A 13157-nucleotide genomic window follows, 5' to 3' on the forward strand; every position below is an offset into this window, starting at 1 on the left:
ATCGTTTCACTTATTCCGTCGTTCCCTAGTCCGAAATCACCAGGCGCTTGTCGTCTCCGCGTCGATATTCGGGCTGGAGGGTGACATGGGCGATGTGGAAACGTTCCTGGAGGAGTGTTTCGATCTGCTCCAGTTTATGGGTCACTTCCAGGAGATGAAGGTTGCTGGCGAAGTCGATGTGGGCTTCGAGAAAGACGTCGTGGTCGTTGAGGCGCCAAAGGTGGATATGGTGGATATTCTGAATCCCCGGAAGCGTTTCGACCGCTTCGGCCAGAGCCTTGAGGTCGAGCCCCTCGGGGGCGAACTGCATCAGAATGGCCACCGACTCCCGGACAATATCGTAGGAGGCGTAGATGAGGTAGAGGGCGATGAGCAGGGAGATCAGGGGATCGACCCAGAACAGGTTCCAATAATACATCAGCACCCCGCCGATCACGACGGCCACTGAGGTCATCACATCGGTGAGCAGGTGTAGGTAGGCCGCCTTGACGTTCATGTTTTCGTGGGCATCCTCCTTGATGAGGAGCACACTGGCGGCATTGAGCACGATGCTGAGCAGGCCGAGCCCGATGACCCAGCCCGAGGCGACAGGCTCCGGATGGAGGAGCTTTCGCACCGCTTCGACGATGAGGAAGATGGCGATACCCATGAGCACCGAAGCGTTGAAGAGGGCGGCGATGATTTCGGCCCGCTTGAAACCGAAGGTCCGCCCCTCGTCCCTGGGGCGGGCAGCCAGGCGGTTGGCCCACCAGGCAATCAGCAGGGCCAGGACATCGCTGAAGTTGTGCATGGCGTCACTGAGCAGCGCCAAGGAGCCCGAGAGGAACCCTCCCACGATCTGGGAGAGGGTGATGATGACATTCAGAAGAACGGTGATGAAGAGGTTTTTACCGCTGACTTCGTGATGATGGTGTCCCATAATGATCCTTTCGATCTTTTTATTCGATGTTTAGTGCAAATTAAAAAGAGGCATACCCGCGAAATAGAGCAAAAGCTCCGCCGCGATGCCCGCCAGGAAGATCCAGAGGATGTTGATCTTCCAGTAGCGCACGGCGATCAGAGCCCCCGCCGCCCAGATGTAAGTGGCGGGAGCGACGAGGCTGACTTTGCCCAGGCTGAGCAGGACGAAGACCAGCATTCCCGTAAAGGCGGCGAGAATCCCTTTCAGGGCTTTGCGGATCGGGCCGTAGTCCTTGATCTTCTCATAGAGCTCCGTTATGACAAGGGTGTAGAAAAAGGAGGGATAGAACATCCCCACCGTCGCCAGGGCGCTGCCCAGAAGGCTGCTGACCTTGTAGCCGATGAAAGTCGCGGTGATGAGAAAGGGTCCGGGAGTGATTTGCCCGAAAGCGATCCCGTCAGCGAACTCTTTCATTGTCAACCAGTGATGGGCGACGACCGCTTCCTGCTGGAGCAGGGGCATGATGGTCATTCCGTTGCCGAAGGCCACCGCCCCCACTTTGAACATCGAAAAGAGAAGTCGGCCCGATTTGCTGTGCCAGAGCGATCCCACGGCCAGCAGGAGAACGAAAAGGGCTCCGGCGAGCAAGAGCCCCGCCATACGCCACTGCCAGCGGCCCGGGAGAGGGATGGGTGTGGCCCCTGTTTCCTTGACGGCGTTTTCCTTTGGCTTGGGCATCTCCAGCAAAAGCAGTCCCAAAAGCATAGCGATCAGGATGATCCAAAAGGCATTGACGCGGTAGAGCATCAAAACAAAGGCGATCCCCGCGATGAGAGCTGTCTTACCGCCGGAGATGTAGCGGCCAGAGAAATCGATCGTCACGTGCAGGACGATCCCCACGACCATCGCTTCAAGGACGATGAAGAGAGGATGGACCCAGCCGATCTGACCGTAGCGGAAATAGAGCCAGGAGAGGAGCAGCATCAAGAGATAGGAGGGAAGCACGAAGAGGAACGTCGCCAGAAAAGCTCCGACGAATCCCTTGATGCGATAGGCGGAGTAGGCGGCGAGATTGAAGAGGATGGGGCCGGGATAGAGCTGGACCATCGCCAAGCCTTCATCCAATTCTCTCTGAGTCAGCCATCGCCTTCCGATGAGGAGCGCTTTGAGCTGCTGGAGCATCGCCATACTGTAGGCGGTGAGCCCGATGAGGAAAAAAGCCCGGCAGAGCTGCCAGAGGGAAGGGACGACTCTGTCCGAGGTCTCCCGGGTCTGTGCAGAGCTTTGCCTGGGGTTCATTATTGCCGTTTTATGAAGGTTTGATGTGGCATTTTTGGGCGCGGATCTCTTTGATATGACGCACCTTTTTTTCGAGATCCAGGAGCATTTCATACTGTTCGGAGTGGGTATGTCCGTGCTCCTCCATCCGTCTTTTGCGCTCTTCGATCGTTTCGAGCCACTCGTCGATCACTTCGTCGGGGACGGTGCAGTCTTCGGCATCTTTCTCTTCGTGTTCGACGATCCAGTCGGCGATCTTTTTCAGGATATGGATCATAAGTCCTCCTTTAGAGATGCAGGTGCAAAAGCCCTGCGATCATTTTGGCTGCCAGGAGCAGCAAGAGCACGGCGATGAGCTTCTTGACCTGGGAGGGGGTGAGGCGGTAGTGCATAATGCGGTCACCCAGATAGCCTCCCATAATTGCCGCTACGGTCACCACCGCCAGAAGGATCCAATCCATCTTCACGAAGCTCAGATAGGTGAAAAAGGCTCCCAAAGAAGAGAAGGGGATGATGAAGCTGACGGCATAGGCGGCCTTTTTGGCATCGAAGCCCAGCAGAATCAACAGCGGCATAATCAACGCTCCGCCGCCCACGCCGATCATCCCCGAAATGATCCCCACACTGAAACCGATCAAAAAGAGGATCCACGCCTTGTCATAGACGACCTTGGTCTCCCGCTTGGTATAGAGCAGCAGAAATGCCGCGGTGATGAGGAAGGCGACAAGGATCCACTTGACGGTGACGACAGGGACGAATTTGCTGGCGTAGGCTCCGATGGGCGTGGCGAGGAGGATGGCGATGACCAGGGGGAGGGCGAAACGGATATCGAGCACCCCCCGGAAAAAGTTCATCACCGAGGCGGTGATGGTGGAGGAGCTGTTGATAAAGAGTCCGATCGCCTTGGCGAGATTGAGGGGCATTCCCATCATATTGAAGGTAGGCACCAGCACGATGGCCGAACCCACCCCGCCCATGGCAAAGAGGGTCGAAAGCCCCAGCGTAAGGAGGAAGTATATCCCGTAATGGAGCAGTTCGGGGCTCATTGATTATCCGTTGACCAAAACGGTGGTTTTGTAGAACGGCTCGATGGGCCCTTCGACAATATAGGGCAGGATCGCCATGACATGGTGGCGGAAGCGGGGATCGATGTGGGAGTTTTCATGATCGTAGACGGTTTCCCAGGTTCCGTGGAAGAGGTAGCGATACTTGCCGTCGGGAGCGAAGGCGCTCTGGAGAATTTCGGTGGTTACCGCGGCACGGTAGTGGAGATTCTGATAGGAACCGGGCATTCCCTTGGGGAATTTGGGGTTGTAGTCGAAGTCTCCTTTGGCGGGGCGGAAGGTATCCTGCGCCACTTTCAGCAGTGCGGTGCTCTTCTTGTTGAAGACTTCCCGGTCTTTGGCCAGGATCGCCACGTGGTTGTTGACGGTGACCAGGTCGCTGATGGGAACGTCGGCCTGATGGCGCAGGAAGTGTTCGATCTCTTTGCGGCTGAGGTAGATTTTCTCCCGGTCGCCCGCGGAGACGGTCACATAGACCCCCTCGGAGAAGTTTTCACTCAGGCCGCCAAAGCTCTTCATCAGCGCTCTGAAGTCTTCCATAACGCCGGAGCGTTTCAAATCTTCGTAACTGGCGAAGCGGACGAAAAGGGAGTAGAAGAGGGGAAGGCTGTCTTCCTTGGCCGCATCGAGATAGGCGGTCTCCAGGATCCCTTTGAGGTTGGTGGGATAGTTGTGCACCATGGTTGAGTCGCCGACCATATTTTTGAGTGAGAAGGAAAGGAAACCGCGCTCTTTTTTGAGTTTTTGAACCAGTTTTTCCATATGATGGACCATTTTCTCCCGCTCGGGGATCCAGATTTTGAATTCGGTGTAGTAGGTTACCGGCCCTTTGGGGGCTTTTTCACCTTTACCGGGAGCGGTGGGGGTAGAGCCGAGGACACAGGCGGCACCCATTCCACTCGCATTCGCGCTGGAAGCGGCCAGACCCATAGCTCCGGCGACCAAAGCAGCATTTTTCATAAAGTCACGTCTTTTCATTTCAAACCTCCCAAATGTTGGTGTTTGTAAATTTCATACAGATAATCGTGCATATCGAAATAGCCGATCATCGCCTCGAAGACCATACGCCAGCAGAGTTCCATACAGAGAAAGAACCCTATGACGGCCAGGATCGTTGTTATTTTTCCACGCTTGGAAAGCGATGTATTGAGTCTCTTCAGCCGTTCGTCCCATCGCTTTGCAAACGCGATATTTCGTACGATCCAGCCACGGCCCAGCCACATCAACAGCGGCATCAGGATGGCCCCGATGTAGTAGAAAACGATCAGAACATCCTGAGTGATGAAGTGGTTGAAGGCCAGGACGTCATGCATTTCAGAGCTTCAGATCTTTGGCTTTGCCGCCCTTGAGGCGCTCCATCAGGCCCAGTAGGCCGCCGACGAGGTATTTGACCTCGTATCCTTTGGAGGCGAGGTAGGTGCGGGCCATGTTGGAGCGATCGCTCTTGGGACAGGCGACGACGAGGAGCTTGTCTTTAGGCAGCTCCTCCAGACGCTCAGGCAGTTCATTGGCCGGAATCTGCAGGCCGAAGTTGACTTGCCAAACCTTGGTCTCGAAAGGAACCCGGATATCGACCAGCTCCGCTTCGCCTTTGTTGTAGAGATCGATGAACTCTTCGATCTCGATGCGCATGTTTTTCATTTCACTCGGAACGATGTTGAGGGGGAAGGTGTTCATTTTTATCCTTTCACGTTAGGTGCTAAGTGCTACGTGGATAGTTTCTTTGAGAAACTATCGGCTATCGGGTCGATGGGCCCGGAAAAGCTTCCGCAGAAGATTCACCGGGCCCATTTACCGTTGGCTCAGGACTTCAACCGCTTCAGGGTATTTTTGGCCCGGTCGCCCCGGAGATAGTCTACCAGACCCAGCATCCCGTCGGTCAGGTAACGGGCTTCGAAGCCCTTGAGCTTGAGAAAGAGCCGGGCGATCTCGGCCCGGTCATAATGGGGGCACATCGTGACGATGGTCTTGCTCGGATCGAGTTCGTCCAGGCGGTCGGGCAGTTCGTTGAGGGGGATATGGGTGCCGATCCCCAGATGCCACGCTTCATACTCCTCGGGGAAACGGATATCGACCAGCTGGGCTTTGTCCGCTTCTAAAAGTTCGAAGAGCTCCTTCATCTGGATCTTCATCGCTTTGCGTTCATCGTATCCGAAATTTCGAAGATATTCACCGAAATCCAACTCTTTCAATTCACGTCCTTTCAAGATATGTTGATTTATCTTTATGAAAATTCTACATCAACTTACTTAACGGTAGGTAAATTGAATGAGAAAATATTTGAGTATTACGCAGAAATTGAAAAGTTTTTCAGAGAATTGAAGAGAGGGAGTCGCGTACTGCGTAGGCTGCGGCAAGGCACTCTTTGCATAGAGCTTCGTTCGGAATGTAGTCCGGCAGAACTGAACCAATGGGATATTTCGATGTCAGATAAATACTGTCGATGAGATCGACATCATCATCACTGACCATTCGGTGTTCCGTGATCCTCTACCAGGCTTTTGAGGATTGCAATATTATGGGTTTTCGGAAGGCCGAGGCCGAATTCGATGATATAGGCTTTGAGATATTTTTCGATGGCTTGCTGTGTGTTCTGCAAAGCAGGGTTATACAGATGGCTCTCCAGAAGAATTTTGGCTGAGGCGAGGTTCTCTTCGGCATATTCGATCCAGAGGCGGGTTTCATCTTTCATAGATGCTTTCTCCCGTCTGAATCTCCCTCATAAAAGTACCATGGGCATCCGTTTTGACGGGAAGGATATCCAGAGGAATCTTTCGGGATATTTGGCGCAGGACCTTCCGATATTTCAATGAGAGGCTAAGATAGTCTTCTTGAGAGTTTTGTATTACGGCGATATCAATATCGTGGGGAGTGGGACTATGGAGGAAAGAACCGAAAACAATGACACGTTCCACTTCTGAAAAATTTGAGAGTTTCTCCCGAATCATAGAAATGAGATATCGCTTTTCATTATTTCCTATCTTCATCAAACTTTCCCTCCTGCTTTCGATTATAGCGAATCGATGGACTTATGAAGACTTCGGATCTTCCCGGGCAAGCCATCGCTCAAATTTTTCCGTGATCTCTTCGGCGGGGACCAGGCCTTCAAGGAAAATTTCGCCATCCAGTACGAGGGTCGGGTCTTTGGCGATGCCCGCTTCGATGGCGGCTTCGGTAGAGTGTTCGTAGCGGAAGCGGAGGCGGATCGGCAGGTGCTTGATGGCGCAGGAGAGGCGTTTGGAGAATTTGGCGGTGAGGACGCGGTCTCCGTAAAGTATCGCTTCGTGGAGAGGAAGCTCGGTCAAGTGGGGGTTGAGGATCTCTCCCTCTTCCATGACGTGGCACGCGTCGCCGCCATCGGAGGGGGAATTTTGGATTTTGGATTTTGGATTTTGGATTTTGTTATTTTTCATTAAAGAACCTTTTGACTTTTGGAGAGTTGAGCGCTGAGCGTTGAGCGTTGAGAAACGAGTAACTGGAAACTAGAAACTAATAATTGATAAGTGGATATATACCAATGACCAACGACTAACGACTAACGACCATAAACTTGTGACTTGAGGCGCGAAGCGCCGTGCTTGCGACTTGCGATCTAGTCTAACGCCTCTTCGATCTTTTCGATGGGGTTGGTCTTTTTGTTTCTCGGGTCGGTAATGTAGGCGTAGAGGGGCACGTAGACCAGAGTCAGCAGGGTTCCGACCAGCAGGCCGCCTACGGCGACGTCGGCCAGGGGGCTGAGGCGCTCGAGGCCGACGGCTTGCTCCAGGGCAATGGGGATCATCCCTGCGATGGTTCCGAAAGCGGTCATCATAACGGGGCGGAAGCGGACGCGTACACTCTGGATCGCCGCCTGGAAGGGAGTCTGGCCCTCTTTCTCATACTCTTTGTAAAAGTCGATGAGCAGGACGGCGTTTTTAATGATGATTCCGAAGAGCAGCAGCACCCCGACCATCGAGGGCATACAGCTTGGCTTGTGGAAGAGCATCATCCCCCAGGCGGCCCCGATCATCGAAAGGGGCAGGACCAAAATCATAATCAGGGAGAGGCGTACCGATTCGTAGACGGCGATGAGGGTCATGATCAGCACCACGACCCCGATGGCGATCGCTTTGATCATTCGCTTGAAGCTGTCTTTGAGCTGGGCGATGTCCCCTTCCTGGCTGACGATGTAACCCGAGGTGTCCACCTTTTTGAGCGCGGCGTTGGCATCGTCGGTAATGTGGGTGATGGGGCGTTTGGCCCGGTAGCCGTTGACGTCGATACTGTAGAGCATCTTGTCCCGCTCCAGCTTGGCGGCGACCAGGTGGGGTTTGAAGGTGGCGAATTGGCTCAGAGGCACTTCACCGAATTTGGTGCTGATGGGCAGCATTTTCAGCGTCTCGACATTCTGGGCATATTTACCCTTGAGGTAGAGGCGGACAAACTGGGTCTGCATGGAGCTGAAATCCCCTGCCAGAGAGGCTACGCCGCCCCGCAGAGGCAGCTGGGCGATGATCTGCAAAGGTGTCGTGCCGTAGCTGAGGGCTTTGTTGGTGTCGATCTGGAGCTCGATCTCGTTGAAGTCGCTGTCCCAGCTGGTGGAGACCGAAGTGAGCCCTTTGAGGGGTCGGATCGCTTTGAGCACCTCTTTGGCTTTGTCGGGGAGGCGCTCGTAGTCGCTCGATTTCAATCGGACATCCAGAGGCGCCTTGATGGTCGAGAGGGCCGTAGCTCCGAAATCAAAGACATCGTCGCGCTTAACCCCGGGCAGCAGGGCCAATCGGTCGCGGATCTTGTTCTCGAGTTGCCACATAGTTGCGTTGCGTTCAAAGCGGTTGACGGCGGTGATGGTCAGGGTCGCCTCGGTGGGGAGGTTTCCGCTGCCCAGGCTCAGGACACCGGGCTCGGAACCGAAGGCGATGGAACTGCGTACCATCCAGGGCTGTTTGTTGAGCCAGTCGAGGAAGGGTTGGAGCTTCTTCTCGGCGCTTTCGACGGTCTCGTTGACGCTGAAAGCCACCTGCGCCTTGATGATCCCGGTATCCATCGGGGGCATGACATCCTTGCCGATGGTGGGCATGACGTTTTTGAGGCTCAGCACCAGGGTCAGGACCACGGCGGCGGTCAGCAGCATCCGCCGCAGAGCCCACCATTTGCCGTTGGAAAATTTGAGGATGCCGATGTAGGGACCCACCAGCCGCCCGATGGTGTTTTCATAGAGGGCTTCGAACCACTTCTCGACCTTGGTTTTACCGGTCCCGTTTTTGTAGAGCCAGGCCGAGAGCTTGGGAATGAAGGTGATGGAGAGGAAGTAGCTCACCAGCAGGGCAATAATCAGGGTCGAGATCAGGGGCCGGAAGATGTGTTGCGGGAAGTCGCCCACGAACATCAGAGGGAACATAACGGCGATCGTCGAAATGGTTCCGGCGAAGATCGGTTTGAGGACTTCCCGGGTTCCGTTGACGATGGCTTGTTGGAGATCCTCGTGCTCCTCGTTGAGGTGCCGTTCGATGTTTTCCAGGACCACTACCGCATCGTCGGTGAGCATTCCCAGGGCCAGAATGATGGCGGTGTAGATGACGATGTTGAGCTCCCCGCCCGTTAGCCAAATGATCGCCATCGTGGCGAAGAAGACCATCGGGATCGAGAGCCCCGCCGCGATGATGGCCCGGAAGTTGCCCAGGAAGATCATGATCACCAGCAGAGTGTAGATGATGGCGTCACGCAGGGCTTCGAGCATATTGGTGTTGGCGGTCTCGATCAGGTCGCGCTGGGTATCGGAGATGGAGAAAGCGATCTGAGGGTAGCGCTTTTGCAGTTTTGCCATTTCGGCCCGGGCCGCTTTGGAGACGGCGAGAACGCTCCCGCCGGGGGCCCGCTGGATCGCCAGGGCGATGGCGGGTTTGCCGTTGCCCAGGTAGCCGCTGGTGCGCTTTTGATGGCTCCAGGAGATCTTGGCGATGTCGCCCAGGCGCAGGTTGGGGGCGATGGGGAGCTGTTTGAGCTTCTCGATCTGGTCCCGTTCCCCGTAGTAGGTCAGTGTGGCGAAGTTCTTTTCACCTTTGACGAAGCCGATGGGGGTGTCCCGGTTGATGGCGCGGATCTCTTTGATAAGGTTGGCGAAATCGACGCCGTAGTGCTTGGCCTTGAAGGGGTCGATTTCGATATTGATGGCGCTCTGGTAGCCGCCGAAGACTTCCACGTTCCCGATGGCCGGGTTGCCCAGCAGATAGGGTTTGATGAAACTGTCGGCGATCTTGCGGATCTCAGGCAGCGTGATGTTGCCGTCTTTGGGACTGAGGGAGATTACGTCCACCGGGAGGGTGAAGTCCCCGGCGGTATAGACGGCGGGGGTGACGTTGGCCGGCAGGCGTCCTTTGGCGATGGAGAGGGCGTTGGCTACGTCGACGGCGGCGGCTTCGAGCCCTTTTTTATACTCGAACTCCGCCGAGACGATGGACATATTGGCCACGTTGACCGAGCTGACATCCCGCACCATGGAGATACGGGCGATCTCCGCTTCGATAGGCTTGGAAACACTGCTGGCCGCCACCTCCGCCGTGGCGCCGGGAACCTGGGTGATGACGACCACTTGAGGGCGGTTGGCATCGGGGAAGAGGTTCTTGGGCAGGGTCTTGAGGGCTACGACCCCCAGGACGAAGAGGATGGCGATCAGACTGTAGAGCTGATAGGGCCGTTTGTAAAAATAGTTGAACATGGCCGCTTACTCCCCGGGGGCTTTGACGACAGGGTAGCCTCCCAGCAGACGCAGGAGGATATCGGGTTTGGCTTCGACGATCTCTTTGCCCGCCACGGAGGGATCGAGGGCGATCCCCTGCTCACCCGTGGCGAGGATGGGGGCTTTGACGGGATGGACGTTGCCGTTCTGGTAGAGGAAGAGCCAGTTCTTGCCCTCCCGGTTGAGGAGGGTATCGAAGGGCAACAGCACCGCTTTGCCCTGGTAGGTGACCACTTCACACTCTACCCGGTTGCCTGCGGGGATGTAGCGGTCGATATCGGCCCGGTACTCATTGAGTCCGTTAAATGTCGAGTGGAGGGCTTTGAGGGGATACTCTTTGCCCTGGAAGAAGATCTTTTCGGCTCCGCCGGGCAGACGCACCAGCAGCCAGGTCCCTTTCGACGCGGCGATCTTGACCAGGGGTTTGCCCGGCGTGGCCAGGTCGCCGACGCTGACCATCGTTTGCGAAACGATCCCGTCCACCGGGGCGGTGATGCGGGTATAGGAGAGTTGGTTCTCCAAAGCCGCTTTCTGGGCTTCGAGCTTGGCGATCTGGGCTTTGATACCGGCGACCTGGGCTTTGGCGCTGTCGATCTTGACCTGTTCGGCATCGAACTGCTCCCGGGAGACGCCGTGGATCTTGAGCAGGTCGGCGCTGTGGGCGTGGATCTTCTCCAGATTTTTGAGATTGAGTATTGCCGCATCGAGCTGGGCTTTGGCACTCTCGATAGCGTGGAGCACCGAGGCGAGCTGTGCTTTGATGTCAGTATCGTCGAGCTGGACGATCAGATCGCCCTTTTTGACCGAGGTACCGCTCTTGGGGACCCGGAGGACCCTGGCGGCTACCTTGGAAGCGATGACGGCGTCATTGTCGTTGCGGGTCAGGGAGATCGAAGGTACGGTGAGGGTGACCTTTTTGGGTTGGGCCTTGAGGGTACTGATGACCACGGCATACTCTTTGGCCGGCGGGGTCTTGGCCTCTTCGGCGTGGCGTTTTTTGACCAGACGGACGGCCCCGACGATCAGGGCGGCGAGGATCAGGAGGAAGATCAGGATTTTGATCGCTTTTTTCATTTGGAAGTCCTTGCGGGGGAATGAGTAATGAGTAATGAGTAATGAGTAACCGAGTAACCGAATGATGAGAAAATGGAAAATAGAGATAAACAACTACTTAACACATAGCACTTAACACTTAACACAAAATTCCCATCTTGCGACTTGAGGGCCACAGGCCCGTGCTTGCGACTTGCGACCGATCTCATCGTACGATCCTTTCGAAACGGTTTCCGTAGAGGAAGGCCAGTTGGGCGAGGGTTTGCCAATAGGCGGCGCGGGTTTTGTAGAGTTCGGCTTTGGCATCGTAGAGGCTGTCGATGTAGCGCAGGTACTCTTCGAGGGTCATCCGGCCGTCTTCATAGCTTCGGCGGGCGATTTCGACCAGCTTTTTCTCATTGGAGATGTTGTGCCGATGGAGGGAGAGCGCGTGGCGCAGCAGCCCCAGTTGGCGGCGCATCGCTTTGGCCTTCGTTTTGAGCTCATCGGCGGTCTTCGCCAGTTCGGTGGCGCTCTTCATCGCGTGGATCCGGGCTTTTTGCATACTGCGGATCTGCGGCATATCCAGAAGCGGGGCGCTGAGGGTGAGCCCGATCCCGCCGTAGTCTCTATGGATATTGTGACCGCTGAAGTAACTGTCGCCGTAACCCCGGTTGATGTTGGCATCCAGATGGAGAGAGGGGTAGAGTTTCTCCTGCTCCGCCTTGGCAGCCAATTCATCGGCTTGCCTTTTTGCCTGCAGGGGCTTGAGAGCGAAGATAGGGCCGGGCCGGTAGTTGCCTTTTTGCCGCATCGGTGCCGAATGGGAGAGCGTGACACCGCTGAGGGTTTCGATCAGGGTGCGGATGTTCTCTTTCTGCACTTCGATATTGTCCAGGGCGATGCGGATCGAATCGAGACGGTCCTGGACTTTGTAGAGCGCCGAAGCGGGAGCCCGTCCCGCTTTGACCTTGGCTTTGACGATTGCTTCGGTCGTTCGCAGGGTTTTGGCCTTGGAGTGCAGGGAAGCTTTCATCTGCTCCAGATAGCGGAGGTTGGCGTTGGCCCCCAGGACCGTCGCCTCGTTTTTCAGGAGATCGACCTCTTTTTTCGCCGCTGCAGAGTGACGCATCGCTTCGGTCTGATCCGCCAGGGTAAAGAGATTGGCGACGAAGATGGGCATCGAAAGGGTGGCCCCTACCCGATAGATGTCGGTGCTGAAGGGATAGTCGCCATTTCCCCCTGCCTGAGGAGAGAGCTTGGCATTCTCCGTCGGAGTGGCCGGACGGAGGTTGGTCGGCGCATTGTAATGGGTCGCGCTGCCGAAGATCCGGATCTTCGGCCAGAATTGGCTGCGCACCATCTCCAGGGCTTTGTCGGCCTCCTGGATGGAGTAGTTGTCTAGCTGTGCCTGATAGTGGTGCCGCACGCCGTCGAGCAACTGGGAGACGCTGGCGGCGTAGAGGCCGCTGCCGAGGAGGAGGGGGATGAGGGTTCGTTTCAGCATGTGAGGGCCTTTAGGATTTTTTCTCGTAGATTGGGAATTATATCCTCTAGTTCCGGATTGATGTGCTCTTTCTCCCCGTCGAGGTGTCGCAGGACCTTTTCTCTGAGTTCATAAGTGCTTTGATAATTGCTCAATGTCGAGACGATCATAAGCTGAATCATAAAAGGGTTCTCTTCGTGGAAGAGTTTGCGTTCTCTCCCCTCCTGCAAAATCTCGTCGAGACGTTTGAGGATCTGAGAGAGGTTTTTGATGCAGCGCTCGGGCAGGTCCCGGGCACCGTCGGCCAGTTCCCTGGCAAAAATAGTGCCGAAGTGGGGATCCTCGATGAGGTAGTATCCGAAGGTCTCCACATAGGCTTCCAGTGCCCGGAGGGGATCCTCTTTTCGGGTCTCTTCGTCGATTTTCCGAGCGATCAGGGCGAAGCGCTGGCAGAGCACCGCTTCGTAGAGGGCCTGCTTGTCTTTGAAATGGTAGTAGATCGCCGGCTTGGTGATGCCGCAGGCCCCCGCCACATCCTCGAGCACGGTTTTGCTGTAGCCGTGCCGGGCGAAAAGTCGGGCCGCCGCATCGACGATCCGATCTTTTTTCGAAAGATTTTTGTTCATAAGTTGTCGACTCCTTACTAACCGGTAAGTCGAATGATAGATCAAAGAAGCT

The 13157-nt window shown here is 55.6% G+C and carries 16 protein-coding genes; all 16 read right to left on the bottom strand.

The window, feature by feature from the left end:
* Window positions 1-25: 25 nt before the first annotated feature.
* On the bottom strand, window positions 26-919 hold the full coding sequence (locus NITSA_RS02815; protein ID WP_013553518.1) for a cation diffusion facilitator family transporter: 894 nt from the start codon (window positions 917-919) through the stop codon (window positions 26-28).
* Between the two features lie 30 nt (window positions 920-949).
* Window positions 950-2200 carry a chromate efflux transporter gene (gene chrA, locus NITSA_RS02820; RefSeq protein ID WP_013553519.1) on the bottom strand — a complete coding sequence of 417 codons (1251 nt, stop codon included), beginning with the start codon at window positions 2198-2200 and terminating at the stop codon, window positions 950-952.
* 10 nt (window positions 2201-2210) lie between these two features.
* A complete protein-coding gene (locus NITSA_RS02825) occupies window positions 2211-2456 on the bottom strand; it encodes a hypothetical protein (protein WP_013553520.1) in 246 nt (81 codons plus the stop codon).
* Window positions 2457-2466: 10 nt separating this feature from the next.
* Window positions 2467-3225, bottom strand: coding sequence for a sulfite exporter TauE/SafE family protein (locus NITSA_RS02830; protein ID WP_013553521.1), 759 nt, complete (start codon window positions 3223-3225; stop codon window positions 2467-2469).
* A gap of 3 nt (window positions 3226-3228) precedes the next feature.
* Window positions 3229-4221 carry a twin-arginine translocation signal domain-containing protein gene (locus NITSA_RS02835; protein ID WP_013553522.1) on the bottom strand — a complete coding sequence of 331 codons (993 nt, stop codon included), beginning with the start codon at window positions 4219-4221 and terminating at the stop codon, window positions 3229-3231.
* Complete coding sequence (locus NITSA_RS02840) at window positions 4218-4556, bottom strand: DUF4282 domain-containing protein (protein ID WP_013553523.1); 339 nt, start codon at window positions 4554-4556, stop codon at window positions 4218-4220. Before NITSA_RS02840 ends, NITSA_RS02835 begins: the two co-directional genes overlap by 4 nt.
* Window position 4557: 1 nt before the next feature.
* A complete protein-coding gene (locus NITSA_RS02845) occupies window positions 4558-4920 on the bottom strand; it encodes a rhodanese-like domain-containing protein (protein WP_013553524.1) in 363 nt (120 codons plus the stop codon).
* 125 nt (window positions 4921-5045) lie between these two features.
* Window positions 5046-5435, bottom strand: coding sequence for a rhodanese-like domain-containing protein (locus NITSA_RS02850; RefSeq protein ID WP_013553525.1), 390 nt, complete (start codon window positions 5433-5435; stop codon window positions 5046-5048).
* Between the two features lie 118 nt (window positions 5436-5553).
* Complete coding sequence (locus tag NITSA_RS11370) at window positions 5554-5715, bottom strand: hypothetical protein (protein ID WP_169308524.1); 162 nt, start codon at window positions 5713-5715, stop codon at window positions 5554-5556.
* Window positions 5705-5935: a HEPN domain-containing protein gene (locus NITSA_RS10760; protein WP_052296597.1), complete on the bottom strand. Its 231-nt coding sequence runs from the start codon at window positions 5933-5935 to the stop codon at window positions 5705-5707. Before NITSA_RS10760 ends, NITSA_RS11370 begins: the two co-directional genes overlap by 11 nt.
* Window positions 5925-6230, bottom strand: coding sequence for a nucleotidyltransferase domain-containing protein (locus tag NITSA_RS02860; protein WP_013553526.1), 306 nt, complete (start codon window positions 6228-6230; stop codon window positions 5925-5927). The genes NITSA_RS10760 and NITSA_RS02860 overlap by 11 nt, the downstream gene beginning before the upstream one ends.
* A 42-nt stretch (window positions 6231-6272) precedes the next feature.
* The gene (locus NITSA_RS02865; RefSeq protein ID WP_013553527.1) at window positions 6273-6656 is read right to left on the bottom strand and encodes a thioredoxin domain-containing protein; all 384 of its coding nucleotides are present in this window, start codon (window positions 6654-6656) and stop codon (window positions 6273-6275) included.
* 179 nt (window positions 6657-6835) lie between these two features.
* Complete coding sequence (locus NITSA_RS02870; protein WP_013553528.1) at window positions 6836-9940, bottom strand: efflux RND transporter permease subunit; 3105 nt, start codon at window positions 9938-9940, stop codon at window positions 6836-6838.
* A gap of 6 nt (window positions 9941-9946) precedes the next feature.
* The gene (locus NITSA_RS02875; protein WP_013553529.1) at window positions 9947-11035 is read right to left on the bottom strand and encodes an efflux RND transporter periplasmic adaptor subunit; all 1089 of its coding nucleotides are present in this window, start codon (window positions 11033-11035) and stop codon (window positions 9947-9949) included.
* Between the two features lie 184 nt (window positions 11036-11219).
* The gene (locus NITSA_RS02880) at window positions 11220-12500 is read right to left on the bottom strand and encodes a TolC family protein (protein ID WP_013553530.1); all 1281 of its coding nucleotides are present in this window, start codon (window positions 12498-12500) and stop codon (window positions 11220-11222) included.
* Complete coding sequence (locus NITSA_RS10765) at window positions 12494-13105, bottom strand: TetR/AcrR family transcriptional regulator (RefSeq protein ID WP_013553531.1); 612 nt, start codon at window positions 13103-13105, stop codon at window positions 12494-12496. Before NITSA_RS10765 ends, NITSA_RS02880 begins: the two co-directional genes overlap by 7 nt.
* Window positions 13106-13157: the final 52 nt, after the last annotated feature.

The sequence above is a fragment of the Nitratifractor salsuginis DSM 16511 genome, from assembly GCF_000186245.1.
GTDB classification, from domain to species: Bacteria; Campylobacterota; Campylobacteria; order Campylobacterales; family Sulfurovaceae; genus Nitratifractor; species Nitratifractor salsuginis.